Genomic DNA, 25,336 nt, shown 5'->3' with positions numbered 1-25,336 from the left:
GGGGTGGCCACGGACTACCTGGAAAGCCACCTCGGCTGGTTCCGGGCGCTGGACCGCGCCAGCAGAAAACCACGCAAGTCCGCGCCACTGTTGGCTTTGGCATTGGGGCTGAATGACCATCACTAACTAACGATCAAAGAGCCCCTTCGTGGCCCGCGCAGCCCGGCATTGCCGCTTGGGCAACCGCCGTCGCGACCAGGCCGGGTTCAGCTCAGCAGATCCAGCAGAGTGCGAGCCACGACCTTGGTGGCACGACGCAGGTCCTCCAGGTCCAGCCGCTCGTCGGCGCGCTTGGCGTGCGACTCCAGCACCGTGCGCGGGCCGGCGCCGTAGATCACGCCGGGGATGCCACGTTCCACGTAGAGGCGCACGTCGGTGTAGAGCGGCGTGCCTACGGCCGGGATGGGCTCGCCGAACAGCTCGGAACCATGTTTCTGGATGGCCTCCACCAGCGGGCGGTTGCCGGGTAGCGGCTTCATCGCATTGGCCAACAGCAGGCGGCGCACCTCGACCCGCAGGGTCTTGCCGCCGCGCGGCGGGTTGAAGCCGGCCGCCGCCTCGGCGATGGTGCTGCGGATGGCGGCCTCGACCTCGGCCGGGTTCTCCTCGGGAATCATGCGGCGATCGAGCTTGAACACCACCTTGCCGGGCACGACATTGGTGTTGGTGCCACCACTGATCTGGCCCACGTTGAGGTAGGGATGGCTGATGCCCTCGACCTGCGAGCTCACCCCGAGATAGTCGCGGTTGAGCGCATGCAGCGCGTTGAGGATATGCACGGCGCCCTGCAGCGCGTCGGTGCCGCTGTCCGGAATGGCGGCATGGGCCATCTCACCCTGCACCGTGACCTCCATCTGCAGGCAGCCGTTGTGGGCAGTGACCACTTCGTAGCTGAAACCGGCGGCGATCATCAGGTCCGGCTTGGTCAGGCCGTTCTTCAGCAGCCAGCCGGGGCCCAGCTCGCCGCCGAACTCCTCGTCATAGGTGAAGTGCAGCTCCACCGCGCCCTTGAGCGGGGCTTGCAGCGACTCGAGCGCACGCACCGCGAAGGTGAAGCTGGCGAAGTCGCTCTTGCTGACGGCCGCTGCGCGGCCGTAGAGCTTGCCGTCCTTGATCTCGGCGCCATAGGGATCGTGAGTCCAGCCCTCGCCGGGCGGCACCACGTCGCCATGGGCGTTGAGCGCGACGATGCGGCCGCCGTCGCCATAGCGGCGTCGCACGATCAGGTTGGTGATGGCCTCGAGGCCGGCCGCGCGCATCTCCTCGGCCGGCACGGCATGCTTCTCGGCCGCTAGACCGAAGCCTTGCAGCAGCTCGGCCGTGCGCTCGGCGTGCGGCGCGTTGTTGCCAGGCGGCGTGTCGGTGGGCACGCGCACCATCTCCTGAAGGAAGCGCACTTCCTCGTCGAAATGGGCGTCGATCCAGGCGTCGAGTGCTTGGTAGCGGTCTTCAGTAATCATGACAGTTCGGTGGCGAGTTGTTCGAGCAGGTTCTGGAAGGCCAGGACGCACAGCTCGCTGTCGTCGTTGGTGATGGACTCCAGCGGGTTGTGGCTGATGCCGGCGTTCAGGCCACGCAGGAATAACATGGCCTGCGGCATCAGCTCGTGCAGCTTCATTGCGTCGTGGCCAGCGCCGCTGGGCATGCGGTGGACGGGCAGGCCCAGCGACTCGACGGCGCGTTCCCAGCGCCGCTGCCAGGCCGCAGCGCTGGGCGCCGCGGCGGCGCGCATCGTTTCCTCGAGCTTGAAGTGCAGGCCGCGGCGCGTACAGATGCGCTGCAGTTCGGCCCGGACGTCGTCGGCGCAGGCGTCGCGCACGGTGTCAGTGGTGGCGCGGATGTCGAGGCTGAACTTGCAACTCCCCGGCACGACGTTGATCGAGCCGTTGGGCACTTCCAGCATGCCGACCGTCGCGACCAGGTGGGGCTGGGCGGCGCCGCGCTTCTCGACATAGAGCAGCAGTTCTGCCGCCGCGGCCGCGGCGTCGCGGCGGCTGTCCATGGGCGTCGTGCCAGCGTGGCTGGCCATGCCGATGATTTCGCCGATATAGCGCACGCTGCCGTTGATCGAGGTCACGATGCCCAGCGGAAGGTCTAGCTGGTTGAGCACCGGCCCCTGTTCGATGTGGGTCTCGACAAAGCCCAGGTAGCGGCTGGCGTCGCGCTTGAGCTTGCCGATGTCGGCGATGCAGAGACCGGCATGCGTCATGGCGTCACGCATCGTGATTCCATCGGCGTCCTTCTGTTCCAGCCAGCCCATGTCGAAGTGGCCGGTCAGCGCGCCGGAACCGAGGAAGACCGCCTTGTAACGCTGGCCCTCCTCCTCGGCGAACCCGACTACCTCGAAACCAAAGGGCAGGCGCCGCCCCTGGCGGTGCAACTCGCGCACGCAGGCCATGGGCACGAAGATGCCCAGCCGGCCGTCGTACTTGCCGCCGTTGCGCACCGTGTCGTAATGGCTGCCGGTAAGCAGGCGCTTCGCGCCGCGGTCGGTGCCATGGTAGATGCCCACCACGTTGCCCACCGAGTCGATCTCGACCTCGTCGAAGCCGCAGTCGGCGCGCATCCAGTGCGCCAGACGCTGGGCACAGACGCGGTGGGCGTCTGTGAGGTAAGTCACGGTGAGCTGGCCATGCTCGGCATAGCCCGGATCGCTGTGGGCGGCCAGGCGCTCGGCCCAGTCCCACACGAGGTTGCCCAGCTCGGGCGCATGGCCGAACTTGTCATTCAGTCGGATCTCGGCGATGCGATGGATGTTGCGCAGCGCTTCGGCCAGCTCGAAGTCCGGGTGGTTTTCCAGGCGGCGCTCGAAGGTCGCGATGATTTCGGCCTTGAACAGCCCCTGGCCGCGCGGCCCGCGCACCGCGAGGATGAAGGGGAAGCCAAAGCGCGCGTTGTAGTCGGCGTTGAGCTGCTGGATGCGCGCGAACTCCGCCGGCGTGCATTCCGTCAGGCCAGCCTTGCCCTGCTCGTTCGTCGATTCGGCGGTCAGCGTCTTGGCCACCATGGCCTTGCCGGCAAGCTCCGGGTGGGCGCGGATCAGCGTGAGCTGGGCGTCGCGGCCGGCTTCGCGCACGACCTGTACCAACGCGAGCTTGAGCTGGGCCAAGCTGGCGAAGGGGCGCGCGGCCGCGGCACGCTCGGCGATCCACGGCGAATGCTCATAGGTACCGTCCAGCAGTGCAGCGAACTCGGCCGGCGTGGCGGCGTTGACTTGGGCGAGGGTCAGGGTCACGGTTTACTCCCACACAAAAGCGGTGGCGGGGTCGAAGGGATGCGCCGCCTTCCAGTGGCGGGCGATGTCGATGCGGCGGGTGATCCAGACGCGGTCATGCTTCTGAACATGGTCCAGGAATCGCTGCAGCGCGCGCATGCGGCCCGGGCGACCCAGCAGCCGGCAATGCATGCCTATGCTCATCATGCTGGGGAACTCGGCGCCTTCGGCGTACTGCACGTCGAAGGCGTCGCGCAGGTACTCGAAGAACTCGTCGCCATGCGAGAAGCCCTGGGGCAGCGCGAAGCGCATGTCGTTGCAGTCCAGCGTGTAGGGCACGACCAGATGGGGCGCGAGAGCGCCATCGGTCTTGCGCACCTGCAGCCAGAAGGGCAGGTCGTCGCCGTAATAGTCACTGTCGTACTCGAAGCCGCCGAAGTCCGCCACCAGGCGGCGCGTGTTGGGGCTGTCGCGGCCGGTGTACCAGCCAAGCGGCCGTTCACCGGTCAGGCGCTGCAGGATCTCCATGCCACGCTGCATGTGCTCGCGTTCGACGGATGCCTCGAGGTTCTGGTAGTGGATCCAGCGCCAGCCATGGCAGGCGATCTCGTGGCCCAGCTCCATGAAGGCCGCCGTGACCTCGGGGCAGCGCTGCAACGCCATGGCCACGCCGAACACGGTGAGGGGCAGGCCGCGGCGCTCGAACTCCCGCAGGATGCGCCACACACCCACGCGCGAGCCGTACTCGTAGATGCCCTCCATGCTCAGGTGCCGCGCCGGGTAACTGGCCGGGTTGAACATCTCGGACAGGAACTGCTCGCTGCCGGCGTCGCCATGCAGCACCGAGTTCTCGCCGCCTTCCTCGTAGTTGAGGACGAACTGCACGGCCACGCGGGCCGCGCCGGGCCAGCCGGCCTGGGGCGGGCGCGGGCCGTAGCCCTTCAGGTCGCGTGGATAGGCGAGGGCGTGGCTCATCGTGGGAGGGCGGCGGTGGGGTGGCGCAGGGCGCTGGCCAGGTCGGGCGTGTGCGGGTCGAGGCGCAGATTGCTCTCCACGCTGACGATGTGTTGCTCCATCAGGCGCACGGCCGCGCGGGCATCGCGCCGCTCCAGTGCGTCGACGATCTCGACATGCTCGGCCTGCGAATGCTCGGCCGAATGCGAGGACTGGTACATCAGCGCGATCAGCGACGAGCGGCTGAGCAGGTCGGCCAGCACCTGGGCCAGCACGCCGTTGCCCAGCATCTGCGCCAGCACGACATGGAAATCGGCCAGCAGATGGGTGCGGCCGGAAACGTCCGTGCGCGTGACCGCCTCGCGCTCGGCGCGCAGGTGCTCGCGCAGCTGCGCGATCTGCGCGTCGGTGATGCTGCCGCAGAGCTGGCGCACCAGCGCCGTCTCCAGCATCGCGCGCACCATGAACACCTGGCGCGCCTCCTCCACGCTGGGCATCGCGACGAAGGCGCCGCGCGCCGGCTCGAGCACCACCAGGTGGTCGCGGCTGAGCTGGTTCAGCGCCTGGCGCACGATGGTGCGCGAGACCTCGAAGATGTCGGCGATCTTCTGCTCGGCCAACTTCGTGCCCGGCATCAGCCGGCGCTCGACGATGGCGGACGTGATCGACGCGACGATGCGCTGCGTCATGTTTGCCGGCGTCGCCTCGCCGCTGCGGCGGGGACGTCGCGGTGGTGTCGAAACACCTTCGTGGGCTATCACTTGGAGCTTGGCACGGCTGCGGGTCATGGCTCTTGCGGGTGATTTGCGTTTGACTGGTATGCCAAAGTGTATACACTTATTCAAAACCCACAAGGCAAATTGCGCGACCGTCGCCGGGCGCGCGACATCCATCACTCACGCGTCGGACCGCCGGCGCCCACCCACAGAAAGGCATTCCATGGGACATCTCAGCACCCACGTCCTCGACACGATGAACGGCTGCCCCGCCGCCGGCATGAAGGTCACGCTGCAGCGCGTGGAGGGCTCGCAGGTCGAGACCCTCAAGTCGCTCACCCTCAATCAGGACGGCCGCAACGACGGCGGCCCCCTGCTGGACGCGGCCACGATGGCGGCCGGCCGCTACCGGCTGCTGTTCGAGGTGGCGCCCTATTTCCGGGCGCGCGGCGTGGCACTGCCTGAGCCGGCCTTCATCGATACGGTAGCGCTGGACTTCGGCATCGCCGACTCGGCCGGGCATTACCACGTACCGCTGCTCGTCAGCCCCTGGGCCTACTCGACCTACCGCGGTTCCTGACGGCAGAGCCTCGGATCGGGGTTTTTACGTATACAAAGAAAACGCCTACTGTATACATTTTATTCACGTCGCCGCGGAGCCCGACGTGCCGTGACCTCCAAGGTCCGGCCGGCGGTCGCGATGTCAACTCCTTACAGAGCCCGCTGTGGTGAGGGGAAGGTGCAGGTCTTGAACCCTGCACTTTCCGCACTCTGGAGGACGCGATGGACGCATATCTTCTCGACTGGGCCAACCTGCTGCTGCGCTGGGCCCACGTCATCACGGCGATCGCCTGGATAGGCTCGTCGTTCTACTTTGTCTTTCTCGACAACAGCCTGACCCCGCCCACGGCGCCCGACCTGAAGCAAAAGGGAGTAGACGGTGAGCTGTGGGCCGTGCACGGCGGCGGCTTCTACCACCCGCAGAAGTACCTGGTCGCGCCCAAGCAGATGCCCGAGCACCTGCACTGGTTCTACTGGGAGAGCTATTCGACCTGGCTGACCGGCTTCGGTCTGTTCACAGTGCTCTACCTGTTCAACGCAGGCACCTTCTTGGTCGACAGCAGCGTGCACGCCTGGTCGCCGGGCGCGGCCATTGCGACGGCACTGGGCTTCCTGGTCGCGTTCTGGTTCGTCTACGACATCATCTGCCGCGCCTTCGGCCGCCGCAAGAACGGCGACCTGATCGTCGGCGCCGGCGTGTTCGTCTTCGTCGTCCTCGCGGCCTGGCTGGCCTGCCAGCTGTTCGCCGGGCGTGCCGCCTTCCTGCTGATGGGCGCGATGCTCGCCACCTCGATGAGCGCCAACGTCTTCTTCTGGATCATCCCGGGCCAGCGCAAGGTCGTGGCCCAGCTGAAGGCAGGGCAGCCGGTCGACCCCATCTACGGCTGGCGCGCCAAGCAGCGCAGCGTGCACAACACCTATTTCACGCTGCCCGTGCTGGTGGCCATGCTGTCCAACCACTACGGCTGGCTCTACCAGGGCAAGCACAACTGGCTGGTGCTGGTGCTGCTGATGCTGGCCGGCGCGCTGATCCGCCACAGCTTCGTCGCCCGCCACAAGGCGCTGGTTCAGGGAAGGCGCGCGCCCTGGGAGCATGCCGCGATCGGCACGCTGGCCCTGGTGGGCCTGGCGTTCTGGCTGGCGCCGGCGCCGCAGTCCGCCGAAGCCAAGGCGGCTGCCGTCAAGCCGGTCGCCTTCTCCGACGTCAAGGCCGTCATCGACCAGCGTTGCGTGATGTGCCACAACGCGCAGCTGCCCAACAAGGGCGTCATGCTGGACAAGCCGGAGCTGATCAAGGACCACGCCCAGCTGATCTACCAACAGGCAGCGGTGCTGAAGCAGATGCCGCTCAACAACGCGACCCAGATCACCGATGCTGAACGGGCGCTCATCAAGCGCTGGTACGAGGCGGGGGCGCCGGCCCAATAGGCCGGGCAACCCGCCCGCACAAGAGACAGGCCCGGGTCAGACGGCGCCAGCCGGCCCCCGGGCATCCACCACCAATCCCGCAACCACGAAGGAATCGCGGAGATGCAACAGAAACTCAAGCAGCACGCCGTGCTCGCCGCCCTCGCGGCCTGCGGTTTGGCGGCCCACGCGGCCGACTGGAGCGACACCTCCATCGGCTATCGCTACGGCACCCAGTTCCGCGAGCCGTTCAACGCCAACGACATCAAGAAGAACATCTTCTTCCTGACTCATGCGGACGGCTACAGGTACGGCACGAACTTCTTCAACGTCGACATGCTGATGTCCGACGGCAAGGACCCGGCCAGCGCCGGCTCGACCAACGGGGCGCACGAGGCCTACGTCACGTACCGGCATTTCCTGGATTTCGGCAAGGTTTCGGGCAGCGACTTCAAGTTCGGTCCGGTGCGCGGCATGGGCCTGACGGCGGGCTTCGACTGGAACACCAAGACCGACGCCGGCTACAACTCCAAGAAGCGCATGCTGGTGCTCGGCCCCACCCTGCAGCTCGACGTGCCTGGCTTCCTCAGCGTGAGCCTGCTGCAGATGTGGGAGAGCAACGCCCCCTACAACACCTTCACCCAGACCAGCACGCCGCGCTACAGCTACAAGCCGCATCCGATGCTGAACCTGGCCTGGGGCATCCCCATCGGTTCGCTGCCGCTGTCCTTCGAGGGCTACGCCAACTTCATCGCCTCCAAGGGCAAGAACGAGTTCGGCGGCGACACGGCGCGGGAGACCAACATCGACATGCAGCTGATGGTCGACGTCGGCAGCTTCTGGGACAAGCCCAAGACCTTCAAGCTCGGCTTCGAGTACCAGTACTGGAAGAACAAGTTCGGCAACAACAGCAGCGGCCCCGCGGGCAGCGGCGCCTTCGCGAAGACACCGATGATCCGGGCCGAATTCCACTTCTAAGCCACGACAGCACGACATGGGCGAGCCCGCCACAGAAGCAGGCCCCATCAACTTCCCCTAGCGCCCCGATGCGGGTGAGGAGACAAGCATGACAGCGACAACTGTTCCTGCCGTGGACGAGAAGCTGCCCGCCGGGCGCCTGACGGCGCTGGGCCTGCAGCATGTGCTGGTGATGTATGCCGGCGCCATCGCCGTGCCACTCATCGTCGGGCGCGCACTGAAGCTTGCGCCCGAGCAGGTGGCGATGCTGATTTCGGCCGACCTGCTGTGCTGCGGCCTGGTCACGCTGATCCAGTCCTTCGGCCTGAACCGCTGGTTCGGCATCAAGCTGCCCGTCATGATGGGCGTGACCTTCGCTGCGGTCGGCCCGATGGTGGCGGTCGCCAACGGCGTGCCCGGCGTGGACGGCGCACGGGCCATCTTCGGCGCTGGCATCGGCGCCGGCCTGCTGGCCATCCTGATCGCGCCGCTGATGAGCCGGCTGCTGCGCTTCTTCCCGCCCGTCGTCACGGGCACCACGATCGCCATCATCGGCATCAGCCTGATGCGCGTGGGCGTGGGCTGGGCGGTCGGCGGGCCGGCCAACCTGGCGCAGTTCACCGACGTGCCGCAGCTGGTCGCCATGGTCCAGAAGGCCGAACTCAGCGCCGCCGTCGCCGCGGCGACGGCGGCATCCGGCGCCGACGCAGCCATGGCTGCTCCGGCCCCTTCGGCGGTGGAGCCCGCCTCCGCACCCGAAGCAGCCGCTTCCGCGCCCGCCCGCACCGGCATCTTCAAGTTCCTGCCGCAGATCACCATCACCAAGCTGCCCGGGCCCGTGCCCATGAGCGACAACCCGGCCTACGGTGCGCTCGACAACATGGCGGTTTCCGGCGCGGTACTGCTGTTCATCCTGCTGCTGGTGAGGTTCTGCAGCGGCTTCCTCGCCAACATCTCGGTGCTGCTGGGCATCGTGATGGGCTGCGTGGTCGCCATCGCGATGGGCAAGATGAGCTTCGCCAAGGTGGGCGCGGCGCCCTGGTTCGACGTCGTCACGCCATTCGCCTTCGGCATGCCCACCTTCGACCTCGTCTCCATCCTCACCTTCACGGTCGTCATGATCGTCGTGATGATCGAGTCCACCGGCATGTTCCTGGCGCTGGCGGACATCACCGGCAAGAAGGTGGGCCAGAAGGAGCTGGCGGCCGGCCTGCGCGTCGACGGCCTGGGCACGGTGCTCGGCGGCATCCTCAACACCTTCCCGCACACCAGCTTCTCGCAGAACGTGGGCCTGGTGGCCGTGACGGGCGTGAAGAGCCGGTGGGTCTGCGTGGCCGGCGGCATCATCATGATCGTGCTGGGCATGCTGCCCAAGATGGCCGCGCTGATCGAGGCCATCCCGCAATTCGTGCTGGGCGGCGCCGGCCTCGTGATGTTCGGCATGGTGGCCGCCACGGGCATACGCATCCTCGCGACGGTGGACTACAAGACCAACCGCTACAACCTCTACATCGTCGCGCTGTCCATAGGCTTCGGGCTGGTCCCGCTGGTGGCGCCGCGCTGGATGCAACAGATGCCGCACAGCCTGCACCCGCTGCTGGAGTCCGGCATCCTGCTGACCTCCATCTCCGCCGTGCTGCTGAACCTGTTCTTCAACGCGGGCCGGCCCGCGACCGCGGAGGAGACCCAGCAGCAACCCCTGGGAACCCATTGATGGCGGCGCCGTCCACGCGCGGTGGGGCGAGTGAGCAGGAGGTGCGCGTCGACCTCGCCGCGGCCTACCGGCTGGCGGCCCTGCAGGGCTGGGACGACACGATCTACACCCACCTGTCCGCGACGGTCCCGGGCGAGCCCGGCGTCTACCTGATCAACCGCTTCGGCCTGCTGTTCGAGGAGGTCTGCGCCTCCAACCTCGTCAAGGTGAACCTGCACGGCGAGGTCGTCGACGGCTCGGGGGCGGTCGTGAACCCGAGCGGCTTCGCGATCCACGGCGCGGTGCATGCGGCGCGGCCCGACGCGGCCTGCGTCATCCATGTGCACAGTCCCTGGGCGGTGGCTCTGGCGGCGCTGCCCGAAGGCTTGCTGGCAACCTCGCAATGGGCCATGCGCTTCTCGGGCCGCCTCGGCCGCCATGCCTACGAGGGCCTGGCGCTGGGTGCCGACGAGCAGGCGCGGCTGGTGGCCGAGCTCGGCAGCCTCGACGGGCTGCTGCTGGAGCATCATGGCCCGCTGGTCGTCGGGCGCAGCGTGGCCGAGGCCTATCTGCTGATGCACATCCTGGAGAAGGCCGCGCAGGCACAGTTGCGCGCGATGGCCGCCTCGCCGTCGCTGCGCGGCGCCGGTGCCGACGTGGCCGCGCTGACCTATCGACAATGGGTGGGCGACGGCGCCGTCCGGGACGGTGACCTCGAATGGCCGGGCCTGCTGCGCCGCGTCGAGCGGCTCTCGCCCGGATTCCGCGACTGAAAGGAGAAACCCATGCCAACCCTGCGTGTCGAACTTTTCGAGGGCCGCACGGCCGAACAGAAGCGCGCCCTTGCCAAGGAGCTCACCGAGGCCTGCGTGCGCGTGCTCGGCGGCAGCGCCGACGGCGTCGATGTGCTCTTCTTCGACATCGCCCGTCATGACTGGGCCACGGGTGGCGTGCTGTGGAGCGACAAGGCGGCGCCCCCGCCGGCCCGTTGAGCCTGGATGGCCATGCAAGGCCTGGTGCTTCTCTATGTGGGCGCGGTGCTCTTCATCAACGGGCTGAGCATGCTCGGCCGGATCGCGCCCAAGGAGGCGGCGGTCATGAACCTGCTGACCGGCGGCCTGTCGCTGTTCGTGAGCCTGCACGGGGCGGCGAGCGGGCAGGGCGCCGAGATCCGAGCCGCCGCCTTCGGGCTGCTGTTCTCCTTCACCTACCTCTGGGTGGCCTATGTCAACCTGAGCGGGCAGGACGGCCGCGGCCTGGGCTGGTTCAGTCTCTTCGTCGCGGCGACGGCCGCACTGGTCACCTGCGACCAGTTCGCCGCTGCGCAAAGCGCCACCGACTACGTGCTGGCCGCCTGCTGGGCCGCCTGGGTGCCGCTGTGGCTGGGCTTCTTCGTGATCGGCGCGCTGCGCCGCATGTCCTGGACACGGCCGGTGGCCTGGCTGGCGATCGTGCAGGCCGTGCTCACGGCCTGGCTGCCGGGTTACCTGTTGCTGACCGGGCGCCTGTAGCGTTCAGAGGTCCTTGCGCCACCACTCGCCCTCCAGCTCCCGCTGCAGGAAAGCGATGAAGCTCTTGACCTTGAGCGGCACCAGCTTGGGCGAGGGGAAGACCACGTGCACGTCCTGCGCCGGGAGGCCGTGGTCGGCGAGCACCTGGCACAGGGCGCCATCCGCGAGGGATTCGCGCGCCACATACCAGGGCAGCACCGCCAGGCCCATGCCGGCACGGGTGGCGGCCAGCACGGCCGAGAGGTTGTTGGAGCGCATCGGCCCTGCAACCGGCGCCGAGATCTCCTCGCCGGCCGGCGTCGTCAGCGTCCAGCGGTCGTCGCCCTGCACGCTGCTGTAGATGACGCAGGCGTGTTGCGCCAGGTCGGCCGTGCCCTGCGGCGTGCCACGGCGGGCGAGATAGTCCGGCGCTGCCACCATCAACCAGGGGTTGGTGCCCAGATAGCGCGCGCCCAGCGTCGAGTCGGCCAACCGGCCCATGCGGATCGCGAGGTCGATGCCCTGCTCGACGAGGTTCACGTAGCGGTCGTCGAAGCTCAGGTCCACCGTCACTTCGGGATGGGCCTGCATGTAGCGCAGCACCAGCGGCACCATCGCGCGCCGCCCGAAGGCGACCGAGGTGCTGACGCGCAGCGTGCCGCCGATGCGGCTTTGCAGCAGCGTCGCGAGGTTGTCGGCCTCGTCGATCTCGCGCGCGATCAGCTTGCACTTGTCGTAGTACAGCGCACCGACTTCGGTTGTCGTGACGCCGCGCGTGGAGCGATGCAGCAGCCGCGCGCCCAGGCGCTGCTCCGTCGCCGCCACCGCCTTGGTGGCCGTCGGCTGCGTGATGCCGAACTCCTGGGCCGCCTTGCTGAAGCTGCCGGTTTCGACGACGCGGATGAAGAGCTGCACACCGGTGACGCGATCCATGACCCGCACTGTAGCCGCGGCCGGCCGGGTCATTCCGTCACGGAATAGCACTTATCCCCTGACTGGCATTCACAGGTGCGGTCGTCGCGCCCACCATGCAGCCCATCGACGAACAGGCTTCAGACACAGGAGAACGCGATGGCGAAGATGAAGGCCGCGATGGCCGCCGTGCTGGTGATGGAGAAGGAAGGCGTGACCCAGGCCTTCGGCGTGCCCGGGGCCGCAATCAACCCGCTGTACGCGCAGCTGCGAGAGCGCGGCACGATCGCCCATGTGCTGGGCCGCCACGTCGAGGGCGCCTCGCACATGGCGGAGGGCTATACCCGCGCAAAGGCCGGCAACATCGGCGTCTGCATCGGCACGTCCGGCCCGGCCGGCACCGACATGATCACCGGCCTGTACTCGGCCCAGGCCGACTCCATCCCCATCCTGTGCATCACCGGCCAGGCCCCGCGCGCCCGCCTGCACAAAGAGGACTTCCAGGCCGTGGACATCGCCTCCATCGCCAAGCCGGTCACCAAGTGGGCCACCACGGTGCTGGAGCCGGCCCAGGTGCCGCGCGCCTTCCAGCAGGCCTTCCACCTGATGCGCTCGGGCCGCCCGGGCCCGGTGCTGATCGACCTGCCGTTCGACGTGATGATGGCCGAGATCGAATTCGACATCGACACCTACGAGCCGCTGGCCGTCTACAAGCCCGCGGCGTCGCGCAAGCAGATCGAGCGCGCGCTGGAGATGCTGAACGAGGCCGACAGGCCGCTGATCGTCGCCGGCGGCGGCATCATCAACGCCGATGCCTCCGAGCTGCTGGTGCAGTTCGCCGAGATCGCCGGCATTCCCGTCATCCCGACGCTGATGGGCTGGGGCACGATCCCCGACAACCACCCGCTGCAGGCCGGCATGTGCGGCCTGCAGACCTCGCAGCGCTACGGCAACGCCAACCTGCTGGCCAGCGACTTCGTGCTGGGCATCGGCAACCGCTGGGCCAACCGTCACACCGGCTCGCCCGAGGTCTATTGCAAGGGCCGCAAGTTCATCCACATCGACATCGAGCCGACGCAGATCGGTCGCGTCTTCGCGCCCGACTACGGCATCGTCTCCGACGCCGGTGCCGCGCTGCAGCTCTTCGTGGAGGTGGCGCGCGAATGGCAGGCCGCCGGCAGGCTGCGCGACCGCTCGGCCTGGGCCGCGGAATGCCGGGGCCGCAAAACCGACCTGCAGTACCTGCGCAAGACCAACTTCGACACCGTGCCGATGAAGCCGCAGCGGGTCTACCAGTGCATGAACAATGCATTCGGCGAGGACGTCTGCTACGTCTCGACCATTGGCCTGTCGCAGATCGCCGGCGCGCAGTTCCTGCATGTCTACAAGCCACGCCACTGGATCAACTGCGGCCAGGCCGGCCCGCTGGGCTGGACCGTGCCCGCGGCCCTGGGGGTACGCGTGGCCGACCCGCAGCGCAAGCTGGTCGCGCTGTCGGGGGACTACGACTTCCAGTTCATGATCGAGGAGTTGGCCGTCGGCGCGCAGTTCAAGCTGCCCTACATCCACGTCGTCGTCAACAACAGCTACCTGGGCCTGATCCGCCAGTCGCAGCGCGGCTTCAGCATGGACTACTGCGTGCAGCTGGGCTTCGAGAATATCAACTCGCCCAGCGACGAGGTGACCGCGCAGGGCTATGGCGTAGACCATGTCAAGGTGGTGGAGGGCCTGGGCTGCAAGGCCATCCGGGTGCACAGGCAGGAGGAGATCGCGCCGGCCATCAAGCAGGCCGAGGCCTGGATGGCCGAGTTCCAGGTTCCCGTCGTCATCGAGGTCATCCTGGAACGCGTGACCAACATCGCGATGGGCACCGAGATCGACAACGTGGTCGAGTTCGAGGAACTCGCCACTGGCAAGGCCGACGTGCCGACGGCCGTGGCGCTGCTCGACTGACACTCGCCCCATCACCGGAGATCCGCCATGCCCCGCTTTGCCGCCAACCTCACGATGCTGTTCAACGAGGTCCCGTTTCTCGATCGCTTCGAGCTTGCCGCCAAGGCGGGCTTCGATGCGGTGGAGTTCCTCTTCCCCTACGCCTTCAGTGCCACCGAGATCAAGCAGCGCCTCGATTCCCACCAGTTGACGCTGGTGCTGCACAACCTGCCGGCCGGCGACTGGGATGCCGGCGAACGCGGCATCGCCTGCCACCCCGACCGCGTGGCCGAGTTCCGAGACGGTGTCGCCAGGGCCATCACCTACGCGAAGGCGCTGGGCGTGAACCAGCTCAACTGCCTGGCCGGCAAGGTGCCGGCCGGCGTGCCGGAAGACGTGCTGCGCCAGACCTTCGTCGAGAACCTGCGCTATGCCGCCGCCGAGCTTAAAAGGGCCGGGCTCAAGCTGCTGATCGAGCCGATCAACACGTACGACATCCCTGGCTTCTACCTGAACCGCACCGCCCAGGCCGCGGCCCTCCTCGACGAGGTGGGCGCCGACAACGCCTTCATCCAGTACGACATCTACCACGCCCAGCGCATGGAGGGTGAGCTGGCGGCCACGGCGCTGAAGTACCTGCCGCGCATCGGCCACATCCAGCTGGCCGACAACCCCGGCCGCAACGAGCCGGGTACCGGCGAGATCAACTACGCCTTCCTGTTCGCCCACCTCGACCGCATCGGCTACGCCGGCTGGATAGGCTGCGAATACAAGCCCGCCGCCGCGACCGAAGCCGGCCTGGGCTGGCGCCAGCGCCTGGCGCAGTGACGACATTCAACACGGACAAGGACCGGAGAGAGACATGAGCACCCAACCCCTCAAGATCGGCTTCATCGGCCTCGGCATCATGGGCACGCCCATGGCCGGCCACCTCATCAAGGGCGGCCACTCGTTGTTCGCCTACACGCTGGGCAAGGTGCCCGAGGAGCTGGTCGCCGCCGGCGCGACGGCCTGCCCAAGCGCGCGCGCCGTCGCCGAGCGCGCCGACATCATCATCACGATGGTGCCCGACACGCCCGACGTCGCAGCGGCCCTGTTCGCCGACAACGGCGTGGCCGCGGGCCTGAGCAAGGGCAAGGTGGTGGTGGACATGAGCTCGATCTCGCCGGTCGAGACCAAGGAGTTCGCTGCCAAGATCAAGGCTTTGGGTTGCGACTACCTCGACGCACCGGTCAGCGGCGGCGACGTCGGCGCGAGGAACGCGACGCTGTCCATCATGGTCGGCGGCGACGCCGCCGTGTTCGAGCGCGTCAAGCCGGTGTTCGAGCTGATGGGCAAGAACATCACCCTGGTGGGCGGCAACGGAGACGGCCAGACCTGCAAGGTAGCCAACCAGATCGTCGTCGCGCTGACCATCAATGCAGTCGCCGAGGGCCTGCTGTTCGCGTCCCGCGCCGGCGCCGACCCGGCCAAGGTGCGCCAGGCGCTGATGGGTGGCCTCGCCACCTCGCGCATCCTCGACATCCTCGGCGACCGCATGATCAAGCGCACGTTCGACCCGGGCTTCCGCATCGCGCTGCACCAGAAGGACCTCAACCTCGCGCTCGGCGCCGCGCGCCAGCTGGGCCTGGCGCTGCCGGCGACCGGCACCGCGCAGCAGCTGTTCTCCGCCTGCGTCGCCCACGGCGGCGCGGCCTGGGACCACTCCGGCCTGGTGCGGGCGCTGGAGAAGCTGTCCAATTTCGAGATCGGCCAGCAGGCCCACTGACCCACGACACCCGAGATGACCGTCTCCGCCAGCCCCGCGCAGGCCCTGCTGCGCCGCATGTTCGATGCAGCTATCGCGTCGGCCCAGCCCTCGCGCTGCATACCGGCGCACCTGCCCACGCCCGAGGAGCTGGGTCGCGGGCGCCTCGTCGTGATCGGCGCCGGCAAGGCCTCGGCCGCGATGGCGCGTGCCGTCGAGGACCATTGGCAGGAGCCGCTGTCGGGCCTTGTCGTCACGCGCTACGGCTACGCCGTGCCCTGCGAGCGCATAGCGATCGTCGAGGCCGCTCACCCCGTGCCTGACGCGGCCGGCCTGGCCGCCGCCCAGCGCATGCTGGATCTGGTGCAGGGCCTCGGCGAAGACGATCTGGTGCTGTGCCTGATCTCCGGCGGCGGCTCCTCGCTGCTGCCGCTGCCACTGCCCGGGCTCACGCTGGCGCACAAGCAGGCCGTCAACCGCGAACTGCTGAAGTCGGGCGCCACCATCAGCGAGATGAACTGCGTGCGCCGCCACCTGTCGGCCATCAAGGGCGGACGGCTGGCCGCGGCCTGCCATCCGGCGCGCGTGCTGACGTTGCTGATCTCCGACGTGCCGGGCGACGATCCCATCGACATCGCCTCCGGCCCCACGGTGGCCGACCCGACAAGCTGCGAGGATGCGCTGGCCATCGTGCGCCGCTATGGCATCGCGCTGCCCGCCGAGGTGCGCGAAGTGCTGGAGAGCGGCCGAGGCGAGTCCGTCAAGCCGGGCGACCCACGCCTGGCCCGCGCCGAGACCCGCATGATCGCCACGCCGCAGATGGCGCTGGAGGCTGCGGCCGAAGTCGCGCGCGAGGCGGGCTACGCGGCCCACATCCTCGGCGACGCGATCGAGGGCGAGGCGCGCGACGTCGGCAAGGTGATGGCCGGCATCGCACTGCAGGTGGCCGAGCGCGGCCAGCCGGTGGCCGCACCCTGTGTGCTGCTGTCCGGCGGAGAGACCACCGTGACCGTGCGTGGCCAGGGCCGCGGCGGCCGCAACGTGGAGTTCCTGCTGTCCACCGCCATCGCGCTGAACGGCCATCCGCGCATCCACGGCCTGGCCGGCGATACCGACGGCGTCGACGGCCAGGAGGAGATCGCCGGCGCCTGCCTCGCGCCCGACACGCTGGCACGCGCCTGGGGGCAGGGCATCAAGCCACGCGACAGCCTGGCCGACAACGACGGCCACGGTTTCTTCGAAGCGCTGGGCGACTCGGTCACCACCGGCCCCACGCTGACCAATGTCAACGATTTCCGAGCCCTCTTGATCGAGGCCTGACTCCCATGCGCAGAACCCGCAACGCCAAGATCGTCGCCACGCTGGGACCCGCCAGCTCCGACCGCGACACGGTACGCCGCCTCTTCCTGGCCGGCGTCGACGTGTTCCGGCTCAACTTCAGCCATGGCAGTGCCGACGACCACCGCGCCCGCTTCGCGATCCTGCGCGATCTGGAGCAGGAGACGGGCCGTCCCATCGGCATCCTGGCCGACCTGCAGGGCCCCAAGCTGCGTGTCGGCACCTTTGCCGACGGCCCGGTGATGCTGGCCGAGGGCCAGGCCTTCCGCCTCGACCTCGACACCGCGCCCGGTGACGTGCGGCGCGCCGGCCTGCCGCATCCGGAGATCTTTGCCGCGCTGGTGCCCGGCGCCGAGCTGCTGCTGGACGACGGCCGGCTGCGCCTGGTCGTGGAGCGATGCGGCCCCGAGTTCGCCGAGACGCGCGTCGTCGTCGGAGGCAAGCTGTCCGAGCGCAAGGGCGTCAACGTGCCTGGCGTCGTGCTGCCCATCACGGCACTGACGGCCAAGGACAGGCGCGACTTGGCACTGGCGCTGGAACTGGGCGCCGACTGGATCGCGCTGTCCTTCGTGCAGCGGCCCGAGGACGTGGCCGAGGCACGCGCGCTGATCGCCGGCCGCGCGGCCATCGTCTCCAAGCTGGAGAAGCCCTCGGCCGTCGAGCGGCTGGACGAGATCGTCGAGCTGTCGGACGCCGTCATGGTGGCGCGCGGCGACCTCGGCGTGGAGCTGCCGGCCGAGCGCGTGCCGGGCATACAGAAGCGCATCGTGCGAGCCTGCCGCCACCTGGGCCGGCCGGTCATCGTCGCGACGCAGATGCTGGAATCGATGGTCGAGGCGCCGGTGCCCACGCGTGCTGAGGCTTCCGATGTCGCGACCGCGATCTACGACGGCGCCGACGCCGTGATGCTGTCGGCCGAATCGGCCTCGGGCAAGCATCCAGTCGAGGCGGTGGACATGATGAACCGCATCGTCCAGCAGGTTGAGGCCGACCCGCTGTACCGCCAGCTCATCGACGCCTCGCACAGCGCGGCCCGGCCCGGCGGCGACGTGGCCGAGGCCGTCTGCTGCGCGATGCGCCGCGCCGTGTCGCTGCTGCAGGCATCGGCCATCGTCTGCTACACCAGCTCCGGCCACACCAGCCTGCGCGCGGCCCGCGAGCGACCCGAGTCGCCCATCCTCAGCCTCACGCCCAGCCTCGCGGCCGCGCGCCGTCTGGCGCTGGCCTGGGGCGTCCATTCGGTGCACACCGAGGACGCGGCCGACGTGGGCCAGATGAGCGAGATCGCCTGCGAGATCTCGCGCCGCGAGGGCTTTGCCCGGTCCGGCCAGATGATCGTCGCCATCGCCGGCGTGCCCTTCGGCACGCCGGGCACCACCAACCTGATGCGCATCGCGACCGTTTGAGCGTTGCCGCGGCGCGCTCCGGCTGCCGCGGCCGCACATCGATTGCGCTCCCAGCGGCAAGGCCAGTCCTTGCCGCTTTTTGTCCTTCCCGACGATACCCGCAAGGGCAGGGGAGAGCGGCTGTCGCATCGATTCGCTTTCACCAAGCTGCCAGTGCCGTCGGGCTAGGGTATGCACTCATGGGAGTCCGGATTCTCTTGCCTACATTTCTTGTATGCAAGCTTGTGGTCAACAGAAGACACGGCTCGCAACCCTCCTAGGAAAGACCATGACCCGCTTCCTGCGTTCCCTGTTCGGCCAGGTCGTACTGGCGCTGATCCTCGGCACCATCATCGGCATCGCCGCGCCGGACTTTGCCGGCAAGCTCAAGCCGCTGGGTGACGGCTTCATCAAGCTGATCAAGATGATCATCCCGCTGCTGGTCTTCTGCGTCGTGGTGCACGGCATCGCCGGCGCCGGCGACCTCAAGCGTGTCGGCCGGGTAGGCGTCAAGTCGCTGATCTACTTCGAGGCCGTGACGACGATAGCGCTGGGCCTGGGCCTGCTGCTCGCCTTCGTCTTCAAGCCTGGCGTGGGCATGAACGTGGATCCCCGCATGCTGGACGCCGGCGCCATGAGCGCCTACGCCGAGACCGCGGACAGGCTCACCCACGGCGGCACCGTGGAGTTCCTGATGAAGCTGATCCCGACCACCGTGGGTGACGCCTTCGCCAAGGGCGACGTGCTGCAGGTGCTGCTGTTCGCCGTGCTGTTCGGTTGCGCGCTGTGCCTGCTGGGCCCACGCGGCCGCCAGGTCGCCGGCTTCGTTGACCAGCTGTCGCACGTGCTGTTCAAGGTCATGGGCATCCTCATCAAGCTGGCACCGCTGGGCGTGCTCGGCGCGATCGCCTTCACGGTTGGCAAGTACGGCATCGGCTCGCTGAAGCAGCTCGGCATGCTGGTGGTGCTGTTCTACGCCGCGGTGCTGATCTTCGTGTGCGTGGTGCTCGGCGCGATCCTGCGCGTGGCCGGCTTCAACATCTTCAAGCTGCTGCGCTACCTGCGCGAGGAACTGATGATCGTGCTGGCGACCACCTCGTCCGACAGCGTGCTGCCGCAGGTCATGTCCAAGCTCAAGCGCATGGGGGTGCGCGACTCGACGGTGGGCCTGGTCATCCCCACCGGCTACTCCTTCAACCTCGACGCGTTCTCGATCTACATCACGCTGGCTGCCGTGTTCATCGCGCAGGCCACCAACACGCCGGTCTCGATGACCGATCTGCTTGCCATCCTTGCCATCTCGCTGGTCACGTCCAAGGGCGCGCACGGGGTGCCGGGCTCGGCCATCGTCGTGCTGGCCGCTACGCTGCATGCGATCCCGGCGATTCCGGCGGTCGGTCTTGTGCTGGTGCTGTCCGTCGACTGGTTCATGGGCATCGCACGCGCGCTGGGCAACCTGATCGGCAACTGCGTGGCCACCGTCGCGATCGCGGCCTGGGAGGGCGATATCGACCGCGAGCGCGCCCACGCCGTCCTCGACGGCCTGGCCCCACCGTCCACGGAGGACGACCTTGACGCTGAGGTCGGCAAGGCGCCTTCGGGTGGGCTGATCGAGGCCTGAACCACAGCCGCTATGCTCCCGCGCTTCTTGTTTCTGCCCAAGCCATGAGCGCCAGCCCGACCCAGATCGCGCAGCAAGTCGTCGAGTCCATACTGGCCCAGAAGCTGGCTCCCGGCGAGCGGCTGGGCGAGCAGGAGCTCGCCGACCTGTTCGGCGTCAGCCGCACGCTGGTGCGCGAGGCGCTGATGCAGCTGCAGGCGCGCGGCTTTGTCGAGGTGCGCTCGCGCAAGGGCTGGTTCGTCGTGGAGCCATCGCTGGACGAAGCCTGCGACGCCTTTGCGGCGCGCCGCGTCGTCGAGGCCGGCATGCTGCGCAATGCCGAGCTGGTGCGCGAGGCCGGCCTGCCGCTGCAAAGCGCGGTGCGCAAGCTGCGCCAGCACATCGCGCAGGAGAAGGAGGCCATCCGCAGCGGCGACGCGGCGACGCGCACCTTCCTGCTGGCGGACTTCCACGTCTGCCTCGCGGAATGCCTGGGGCATCGGCTGCTGTGCGACGTGATGCGCGACCTCACTGCGCGCACCACGCTGGTGGCCTTGCTCTATCAGTCCAAGCATGACGCGCGCCAGTCCTGCGCCGAGCACGAGGGCATCGTCGCGGCGCTGGCGGAGGGAGACATCGCGACGGCCGAGCAGCGCATGCTCAGCCACATCGGCAATGTCGAGGATGCGCTGGATCATTCGGCCGCGGGTGCTGCGGTGGATGCGCGCGAGAAGCTGCGCGCATCGCTGGCGCCGCTGATTCCGATCTCCAGCGCGGGCGGAAGGCGCCGTCAGTAGGTGTAGGTGAGCATGACGCCGCCCTCCGGCGCCGTCCTGCGGCGCGCCAGCGGGCTCTTCGCCGCCTCGCCCAGCAACCGTCCCATGCCGCCTGCGGCGGTGATGCCCCAGTGCTCGTCCAGGCGCAGCGTCCACAGCAGCGTCAGGTCGGCCTTGTAGAAGCCGGCCTTGGGTGTGTAGGCCGCGTAGCCGGAGTCCTGGGACTGCTGCGGCGTGACGCCGAAGTAGGTGCGCAGGTATTTCCTGTCGCCGTAGTTCAGCGTCGCGCCCAGCGACAGCGATTGCTGCCCCTGCTGCAGCAACAGCAGGTGCCCCCCAAGGTGCAGCGCGCCTCCGTTGTTGCGCTGGGTCAGCGGCAGCTCGGCGGTCGCGCTGAGCTCGGCGCGCTCCCCCAGCCGCAGGCTGACGCCAGCCAGGCCCAGCACCGAGGCCTTCACGCTGCCCATGCCGCGCAACTCCTTGCTGCCGCCACCCGCGCCGAGCACATGGCCGGGCTTGTCGGTGCGCTCGCCGCGCCCACTCAGCGCGAGGCTGAACTTCAGCGCGTCGCTGCCGCCTCCCCAGCCCAGGCCGCGCTGCGTGCTGGCAAAGAAGCCGCTCTCGTGCTGATAGTCCAGCAGCGGGGCGAAGACGACCTGGTTCTCCTTGGAGCCCATGAAGGGCGGGGCGACGCCCAGGCCTGCACCGACGGTCAGCGTGGAGTCCTTGGCGGGGGAGGGGGCGTCGGCCGCCGAGGCGCCCGGGGGCAGGGTGGCCAACGACAGGCCGGACAACAGGAAAAGCAACTTCATGGATCGATGTATGAGCAGGCTGCGAAGGCATCCCGTGGACCGGCATGCTGCAAAGCCCGGCTGAAGCTTCCCTGGGGAATGGATGAAGAAAGCATGAAGACGGGCCGGCGGCGGCCCCAGCCGCGTCACCTGGCTTGCCGATACTTCCAGCCGGACGACCCCGATGGAGGAGGGTGATGAGGCTGCTGCTGGTCGAGGACGATCTGGATCTGGGCGATGGCATACGCATCGCGCTACGCGACCAGGGCGTGGACGTGGTGTGGGTGCGGCGGCTGGAGCAGGCAGCCACGGCGCTGGAGGCGGGGGGCTGGGACATGGTGTTGCTGGACCTGGGCCTGCCCGACGGCGACGGGCTCACGCTGCTGCGCCGGCTTCGCACCGGGCAGCGGCTGCCCGCCATCATCCTGAGCGCGCGCGACGCGTTGCGGGACCGGTTGCGCGGTCTGGACGAGGGCGCGGACGACTACCTCGTCAAGCCGTTCGCGCTGGAGGAGCTGCTGTCGCGTGTGCGCGCGCTGGCACGCCGCAGCGGCCTGGGCGACGCGGACGAAGGCTTGCGGCTGCGCGGCCTGGTCGTGCACGAGGCCACGCGCCAGGCCGGCCTGAACGGCCAGCCCGTCAGCCTGTCGCGCAGCGAGTTCGACCTGCTGGCGCTGCTGCTCAAGCGCAGCGGGCGCGTGCAGACCCGCCATGCACTGGAAGAGCATGTGCTGCGCGGCGGCACGAGCAACGACAGCAACGTGCTGGATGTGCACATCTCCAACCTGCGCCGCAAGATCGGCCCGGGCTACATCCGCACGGTGCGCGGCATCGGCTACGTGATCGACGCGGTGCCGCTGGAGGCCGCATGAGGGCCGCCGCCGGCCTGCACGCCTGGTGGCTGCGCGCAGCCGGACCGTCGCTGGTGCGGCGGCTGCTGTTGGCCCAGCTCGGCATGCTGGCTCTGCTGTGGGCGCTGCTGCTGGGTGCGCTGGTATGGTCGGTCAGCGACGGCAAGGGCGTGCTGGACGACGACACCACGCTGGACGCCGTGCTAACCGTGGCCCAGGAGCTGGCCGACCGGCCCGAGCCGCTGCTGCGCAGCCTGCGGGCCGCCGACCGGGCCCTGTACCGCAACTGGGGCGACAACCCGGATTCAGCCCGGCTCGCGCCCGAGCTGCAGGTCTGGCGCGGCGGGCAGCTGCTGTACCGCAGCGAGGGCGCCGCGCCGCTGCTGCGCGTCGCGCCGGGCGCGGCGCCGGTGCGCGTGACGCTGGACGGCACGCGCTGGCTGGCGCGCTCGCGTGCCAGCGCCGATGGTCATCTGGTGGGCACGCTGGTGCTGGCCGATGCGCGCCAGCTCGCGCTGACGCTCAACTCCCGCGGCCTCTACCTGGTACCGCTGGTGATCAGCCTGCCTTTGCTCGCGCTGCCGGCCTGGGGTGCGGTGCATCTGGCGCTGCGCCCCTGGCGCCGGCTCAGCCAGGACGTGGCGGCGCGCGGCCCGCGCGACCTGCAGCCGCTGGCATCCACGCCGCCGCACCGCGAGTTGCAGCCGCTGGTGGGCGCGCTGAACGACTTGCTGGCGCGGCTGCGGGCCGGCAGTGCGCGCGAACGCAACCTGATCGCCGACGCCGCGCACGAGCTGCGCACGCCGCTGGCGGCCATGCATGTGGGCGTCGAGGCGCTCGGCCGTCATGACGTGCCGCAGGAACTGATGGCCAATCTGCTGCGCAGCACCCGGCGCGCCGCGCGGCTGGTGGACCAGTTGCTGCGGCTGATGCGCAGCGAGGCCACGGCCGAGGACGCCCAGCAGGCCGGAATCGCGCTGGACGAACTGGTGCCCGACAGGCTGGCCGCGTTCGACGCTCTGGCGCGGGCGCGCGGCGTGGAGCTGGAGTACGACGGCGACGCCGGCCTGTGCGTCCACGGCGAACGCGAAGGCCTGGAGTCGCTGGTGGACAACCTCGTCGACAACGCGATCAAGTACAGCCCCACGGGCGCCGCCGTCAGCGTCGAGGTGCGCGCGGCCGGGGACTGGGTCCGAATCGAAGTGGCCGACCGCGGGCCGGGCATCGCAGCGCAATGGCGGGAGCGCGTGTTCGACCGGTTCTTCCGCGTGCCTGACCAGAGCCAGAACGGCTCGGGCCTGGGCCTGGCCATCGTGCGCTCCGTGGTATTGCGACATGAGGGCCGCATAGAGTTGTTGCCGCGCGCGGGTGGTGGCCTGCGTGTGCGGGTGGAGCTACCTTGGTTGGGCAACGCACATTGTTGACAGGAGGGTCGCGAGCAGATCAGAGGCCTTCCGGTCGTCCCCAGGTCATCACAGGTGTACCGTCCAGTTGGCGAAGGGGCCATCGCTCTACGTGACAACGCGATCGCGGGGCGTGGCTGCAGCGGCTAAGCCACCGCTCGCCGGCATGACGAGATCGAAAGACCTTGCTGAGCAGTTTGACTAGATTCGTATTTATTCTTTTGAATCAATAATTTACCAGATTTAGAATCTTGTCATGCCAAAGACGGTCGAGGAGATGATCCGTGAATCGGGGCCTACCGGCATCGCGCCTGCGCGCTTGATGGAACTGGTTGGCGGCGAGATGAGCCGTTCAACGCTCAATCGGGCATTGACATCCCTCGTGAGGCGAGGCTCCGTGGCGCCGATAGGCCGTGGTCCGGCAAGGCGCTACGTGACGCTCAGCCCCTTCAGCTTGGCAGATGTCGAAGCCTTCTTTCAGCGGTCCGCCAGCATGCGGCCTCTCGCCCCATTTCGCGAGGAACTGCTGAATCCGACGCCCAACATCGACCCGGAGCGGGCGAAACGGTGCGCCCAGATTCAGGCTTTAGCCAATCCGATGGATCGAAAATATCTGCCTCGGTTCCTCGTGGACTACTCCTGGGCTTCAGGGGTTCTGGAAGGCAGCAGCTACAGCGAAATCGACACCGAGGCTCTCGTGGTGTACGGAGAGCGCGAGCCAGACAAGCCGCTGGAGGACGCTGTCCTCGCGTTGAACCACAAACAAGCCGCCGAGCATCTTTGGAATCATCGCGAGCTGAGCGTCGAGAACATCTGCGTCATGCATGCTCTCCTGACCAATGATCACGATGTGGCAGAGCTTGCCTCCTCCGACCACTTTCTGCGGAAGGAACAGCGGGGAGTCCCGCGGATCTACGAAGACGTGAACCTGGCCAACTCGGCCTACCTGCCGCCTTATCGGCCCGGGACGACTCACGCTCGCGACATGTTGGAGCGTATCGTCGATACCGCCAGGACGCTTGGGGAGTGTCAGGAACTTTGTGTGTGAGGCATAGCATGTCGACTTGGAGCATGAATGCCACGCAAGAAGAAAACCGAGGCCCCAACGGGCAAGGCCGCGCAGCCGCAATTCTCAGCCGCAGCGCTTGAGCAGTTGATCCCCGGGCCGGTGACGCCGGCCGAGCTGGAGGGCCTCTTCCAGCAGTTCAAGAAGGCCGTGATGGAGCGCGCGCTGGGCGCGGAGATGAGCCATCACCTGGGCTACGCGCCGGGCCAGGCCAAGCCCGAGGGCGGGTCTTCCAATCACCGCAACGGCAAGAGCACGAAGACCGTGCTGACCGACGTCGGCGCGCTGCGCATCGACGTTCCGCGAGACCGTGAGGGCACGTTCGAGCCGCAGCTGATCGGCAAGCACGAGCGGCGCTTCACGGGCTTTGACGACAAGATCCTGGCCATGTATGCCGTAAGCGGTAAGCCTGCAGCGTTCTTTCGCCGCGCGATGTCGTTACCCAGAATGCCTGCATCGACAACAGCGGTGAGGCAGGCCAATGCAAGAGTGGCGAGGACGACGGCGCCTGGGAGAGGCGAGGTGGCGTGAGTTGCTGCGGCA

Annotated in this window: 23 protein-coding genes and 2 pseudogenes; 19 read left to right on the top strand and 6 right to left on the bottom strand. The window is 68.3% G+C overall.

The genetic code is table 11. The features are described 5' to 3' along the window. Nucleotides 1–126: pseudogene (locus tag JOY88_RS01435) on the top strand (IS1595 family transposase); the annotation flags it as partial. An 80-nt stretch (nt 127–206) separates the two neighbouring features. Here JOY88_RS01435 and JOY88_RS01430 read toward each other — a convergent pair. Genes JOY88_RS01430 through JOY88_RS01415 form a run of 4 tightly spaced genes read right to left on the bottom strand, consistent with a single transcriptional unit; the run spans nt 207 to nt 4,857 of the window. Next, nucleotides 207–1,460: a M20 family metallopeptidase gene (locus JOY88_RS01430; RefSeq protein ID WP_293499724.1), complete on the bottom strand. Its 1,254-nt coding sequence runs from the start codon at nt 1,458–1,460 to the stop codon at nt 207–209. After that, nucleotides 1,457–3,235, bottom strand: coding sequence for a 2-oxo-4-hydroxy-4-carboxy-5-ureidoimidazoline decarboxylase (uraD, locus tag JOY88_RS01425; protein WP_293499722.1), 1,779 nt, complete (start codon nt 3,233–3,235; stop codon nt 1,457–1,459). Before uraD ends, JOY88_RS01430 begins: the two co-directional genes overlap by 4 nt. Before the next feature lie 3 nt (nt 3,236–3,238). Then, nucleotides 3,239–4,189 (bottom strand): allantoinase PuuE, encoded by a 951-nt coding sequence (gene puuE / locus JOY88_RS01420; RefSeq protein ID WP_293499720.1) that lies wholly within the window; start codon nt 4,187–4,189, stop codon nt 3,239–3,241. Beyond that, complete coding sequence (locus tag JOY88_RS01415; RefSeq protein ID WP_293499718.1) at nt 4,186–4,857, bottom strand: GntR family transcriptional regulator; 672 nt, start codon at nt 4,855–4,857, stop codon at nt 4,186–4,188. The genes puuE and JOY88_RS01415 overlap by 4 nt, the downstream gene beginning before the upstream one ends. A gap of 250 nt (nt 4,858–5,107) precedes the next feature. Here JOY88_RS01415 and uraH point away from each other — a divergent pair, with 250 nt between their 5' ends. The 7 genes from uraH (at nt 5,108) to JOY88_RS01380 (ending at nt 11,013) form a co-directional block, all read left to right on the top strand. After that, on the top strand, nt 5,108–5,464 hold the full coding sequence (gene uraH, locus JOY88_RS01410) for a hydroxyisourate hydrolase (RefSeq protein ID WP_293499717.1): 357 nt from the start codon (nt 5,108–5,110) through the stop codon (nt 5,462–5,464). 203 nt (nt 5,465–5,667) lie between these two features. Next, entirely contained in the window at nt 5,668–6,873 is a 1,206-nt protein-coding gene (locus JOY88_RS01405) for a urate hydroxylase PuuD (protein ID WP_293499715.1), read from the top strand. Between the two features lie 102 nt (nt 6,874–6,975). After that, complete coding sequence (locus JOY88_RS01400) at nt 6,976–7,830, top strand: outer envelope protein (RefSeq protein ID WP_293499713.1); 855 nt, start codon at nt 6,976–6,978, stop codon at nt 7,828–7,830. Nucleotides 7,831–7,918: 88 nt separating this feature from the next. Next, nucleotides 7,919–9,523 carry a nucleobase:cation symporter-2 family protein gene (locus JOY88_RS01395; RefSeq protein ID WP_293499711.1) on the top strand — a complete coding sequence of 535 codons (1,605 nt, stop codon included), beginning with the start codon at nt 7,919–7,921 and terminating at the stop codon, nt 9,521–9,523. Next, the gene (locus JOY88_RS01390) at nt 9,523–10,275 is read left to right on the top strand and encodes a class II aldolase/adducin family protein (RefSeq protein ID WP_293499709.1); all 753 of its coding nucleotides are present in this window, start codon (nt 9,523–9,525) and stop codon (nt 10,273–10,275) included. Before JOY88_RS01395 ends, JOY88_RS01390 begins: the two co-directional genes overlap by 1 nt. Before the next feature lie 12 nt (nt 10,276–10,287). Next, entirely contained in the window at nt 10,288–10,494 is a 207-nt protein-coding gene (locus JOY88_RS01385; protein WP_293499707.1) for a 4-oxalocrotonate tautomerase, read from the top strand. A 6-nt stretch (nt 10,495–10,500) separates the two neighbouring features. Next, a complete protein-coding gene (locus JOY88_RS01380) occupies nt 10,501–11,013 on the top strand; it encodes an AmiS/UreI family transporter (RefSeq protein ID WP_367269773.1) in 513 nt (170 codons plus the stop codon). Nucleotides 11,014–11,016: 3 nt separating this feature from the next. On the opposite strand, the gene JOY88_RS01375 is transcribed toward JOY88_RS01380, so the two are convergent. Further along, the gene (locus tag JOY88_RS01375; protein ID WP_293499705.1) at nt 11,017–11,925 is read right to left on the bottom strand and encodes a LysR family transcriptional regulator; all 909 of its coding nucleotides are present in this window, start codon (nt 11,923–11,925) and stop codon (nt 11,017–11,019) included. 138 nt (nt 11,926–12,063) lie between these two features. Here JOY88_RS01375 and gcl point away from each other — a divergent pair, with 138 nt between their 5' ends. From gcl to JOY88_RS01340, 7 genes are all read left to right on the top strand, one after another. After that, complete coding sequence (gcl, locus tag JOY88_RS01370; RefSeq protein WP_293499703.1) at nt 12,064–13,857, top strand: glyoxylate carboligase; 1,794 nt, start codon at nt 12,064–12,066, stop codon at nt 13,855–13,857. Nucleotides 13,858–13,884: 27 nt separating this feature from the next. Continuing rightward, a complete protein-coding gene (gene hyi, locus JOY88_RS01365) occupies nt 13,885–14,664 on the top strand; it encodes a hydroxypyruvate isomerase (protein ID WP_293499701.1) in 780 nt (259 codons plus the stop codon). A 34-nt stretch (nt 14,665–14,698) separates the two neighbouring features. Continuing rightward, complete coding sequence (locus JOY88_RS01360; protein WP_293499699.1) at nt 14,699–15,604, top strand: 2-hydroxy-3-oxopropionate reductase; 906 nt, start codon at nt 14,699–14,701, stop codon at nt 15,602–15,604. Between the two features lie 15 nt (nt 15,605–15,619). After that, nucleotides 15,620–16,903: a glycerate kinase type-2 family protein gene (locus JOY88_RS01355; protein WP_293499697.1), complete on the top strand. Its 1,284-nt coding sequence runs from the start codon at nt 15,620–15,622 to the stop codon at nt 16,901–16,903. Between the two features lie 5 nt (nt 16,904–16,908). Further along, nucleotides 16,909–18,327 (top strand): pyruvate kinase, encoded by a 1,419-nt coding sequence (gene pyk, locus JOY88_RS01350; protein WP_293499695.1) that lies wholly within the window; start codon nt 16,909–16,911, stop codon nt 18,325–18,327. A gap of 268 nt (nt 18,328–18,595) precedes the next feature. Continuing rightward, complete coding sequence (locus tag JOY88_RS01345; protein ID WP_293499693.1) at nt 18,596–19,927, top strand: C4-dicarboxylate transporter DctA; 1,332 nt, start codon at nt 18,596–18,598, stop codon at nt 19,925–19,927. A gap of 44 nt (nt 19,928–19,971) precedes the next feature. Then, nucleotides 19,972–20,703, top strand: a complete 732-nt coding sequence (locus JOY88_RS01340; RefSeq protein WP_293499691.1) for a GntR family transcriptional regulator — start codon at nt 19,972–19,974, stop codon at nt 20,701–20,703. Here JOY88_RS01340 and JOY88_RS01335 read toward each other — a convergent pair. Continuing rightward, complete coding sequence (locus tag JOY88_RS01335) at nt 20,697–21,494, bottom strand: MipA/OmpV family protein (protein ID WP_293499689.1); 798 nt, start codon at nt 21,492–21,494, stop codon at nt 20,697–20,699. The genes JOY88_RS01340 and JOY88_RS01335 overlap by 7 nt on opposite strands. 176 nt (nt 21,495–21,670) lie before the next feature. Between JOY88_RS01335 and JOY88_RS01330 the strand changes: the two genes are divergently transcribed. From JOY88_RS01330 to JOY88_RS01315, 4 genes and pseudogenes are all read left to right on the top strand, one after another. Next, nucleotides 21,671–22,345: a response regulator gene (locus JOY88_RS01330; protein WP_293499687.1), complete on the top strand. Its 675-nt coding sequence runs from the start codon at nt 21,671–21,673 to the stop codon at nt 22,343–22,345. Continuing rightward, a complete protein-coding gene (locus JOY88_RS01325) occupies nt 22,342–23,748 on the top strand; it encodes a sensor histidine kinase (protein WP_293499685.1) in 1,407 nt (468 codons plus the stop codon). Before JOY88_RS01330 ends, JOY88_RS01325 begins: the two co-directional genes overlap by 4 nt. Before the next feature lie 235 nt (nt 23,749–23,983). Beyond that, nucleotides 23,984–24,775 (top strand): Fic family protein, encoded by a 792-nt coding sequence (locus JOY88_RS01320; protein WP_293499683.1) that lies wholly within the window; start codon nt 23,984–23,986, stop codon nt 24,773–24,775. A gap of 27 nt (nt 24,776–24,802) precedes the next feature. Further along, a pseudogene (locus tag JOY88_RS01315) lies at nt 24,803–25,189 on the top strand (transposase); the annotation flags it as partial. Between the last annotated feature and the right edge of the window lie 147 nt (nt 25,190–25,336).

Origin of the sequence: Roseateles sp., from assembly GCF_019237615.1 — a bacterium.
GTDB lineage: Bacteria > Pseudomonadota > Gammaproteobacteria > Burkholderiales > Burkholderiaceae_C > Pelomonas.
This window is presented reverse-complemented; position numbering and strand designations above follow the sequence as displayed.

Bases quoted from the DNA above. Each gene is read 5' to 3' on its own strand.
- JOY88_RS01360 (WP_293499699.1), top strand. From the start codon at position 14,699: ATGAGCACCCAACCCCTCAAGATCGGCTTCATCGGCCTCGGCATCATG.
- JOY88_RS01415 (WP_293499718.1), bottom strand. From the start codon at position 4,857: ATGACGCAGCGCATCGTCGCGTCGATCACGTCCGCCATCGTCGAGCGC.
- JOY88_RS01340 (WP_293499691.1), top strand. From the start codon at position 19,972: ATGAGCGCCAGCCCGACCCAGATCGCGCAGCAAGTCGTCGAGTCCATA.
- JOY88_RS01380 (WP_367269773.1), top strand. From the start codon at position 10,501: ATGGCCATGCAAGGCCTGGTGCTTCTCTATGTGGGCGCGGTGCTCTTC.
- JOY88_RS01430 (WP_293499724.1), bottom strand. From the start codon at position 1,460: ATGATTACTGAAGACCGCTACCAAGCACTCGACGCCTGGATCGACGCC.
- pyk (WP_293499695.1), top strand. From the start codon at position 16,909: ATGCGCAGAACCCGCAACGCCAAGATCGTCGCCACGCTGGGACCCGCC.
- JOY88_RS01345 (WP_293499693.1), top strand. From the start codon at position 18,596: ATGACCCGCTTCCTGCGTTCCCTGTTCGGCCAGGTCGTACTGGCGCTG.
- JOY88_RS01335 (WP_293499689.1), bottom strand. From the start codon at position 21,494: ATGAAGTTGCTTTTCCTGTTGTCCGGCCTGTCGTTGGCCACCCTGCCC.
- JOY88_RS01325 (WP_293499685.1), top strand. From the start codon at position 22,342: ATGAGGGCCGCCGCCGGCCTGCACGCCTGGTGGCTGCGCGCAGCCGGA.
- JOY88_RS01405 (WP_293499715.1), top strand. From the start codon at position 5,668: ATGGACGCATATCTTCTCGACTGGGCCAACCTGCTGCTGCGCTGGGCC.
- JOY88_RS01395 (WP_293499711.1), top strand. From the start codon at position 7,919: ATGACAGCGACAACTGTTCCTGCCGTGGACGAGAAGCTGCCCGCCGGG.
- JOY88_RS01390 (WP_293499709.1), top strand. From the start codon at position 9,523: ATGGCGGCGCCGTCCACGCGCGGTGGGGCGAGTGAGCAGGAGGTGCGC.
- JOY88_RS01385 (WP_293499707.1), top strand. From the start codon at position 10,288: ATGCCAACCCTGCGTGTCGAACTTTTCGAGGGCCGCACGGCCGAACAG.
- hyi (WP_293499701.1), top strand. From the start codon at position 13,885: ATGCCCCGCTTTGCCGCCAACCTCACGATGCTGTTCAACGAGGTCCCG.
- JOY88_RS01320 (WP_293499683.1), top strand. From the start codon at position 23,984: ATGCCAAAGACGGTCGAGGAGATGATCCGTGAATCGGGGCCTACCGGC.
- JOY88_RS01330 (WP_293499687.1), top strand. From the start codon at position 21,671: ATGAGGCTGCTGCTGGTCGAGGACGATCTGGATCTGGGCGATGGCATA.
- JOY88_RS01400 (WP_293499713.1), top strand. From the start codon at position 6,976: ATGCAACAGAAACTCAAGCAGCACGCCGTGCTCGCCGCCCTCGCGGCC.
- puuE (WP_293499720.1), bottom strand. From the start codon at position 4,189: ATGAGCCACGCCCTCGCCTATCCACGCGACCTGAAGGGCTACGGCCCG.
- JOY88_RS01375 (WP_293499705.1), bottom strand. From the start codon at position 11,925: ATGGATCGCGTCACCGGTGTGCAGCTCTTCATCCGCGTCGTCGAAACC.
- gcl (WP_293499703.1), top strand. From the start codon at position 12,064: ATGGCGAAGATGAAGGCCGCGATGGCCGCCGTGCTGGTGATGGAGAAG.
- JOY88_RS01355 (WP_293499697.1), top strand. From the start codon at position 15,620: ATGACCGTCTCCGCCAGCCCCGCGCAGGCCCTGCTGCGCCGCATGTTC.
- uraH (WP_293499717.1), top strand. From the start codon at position 5,108: ATGGGACATCTCAGCACCCACGTCCTCGACACGATGAACGGCTGCCCC.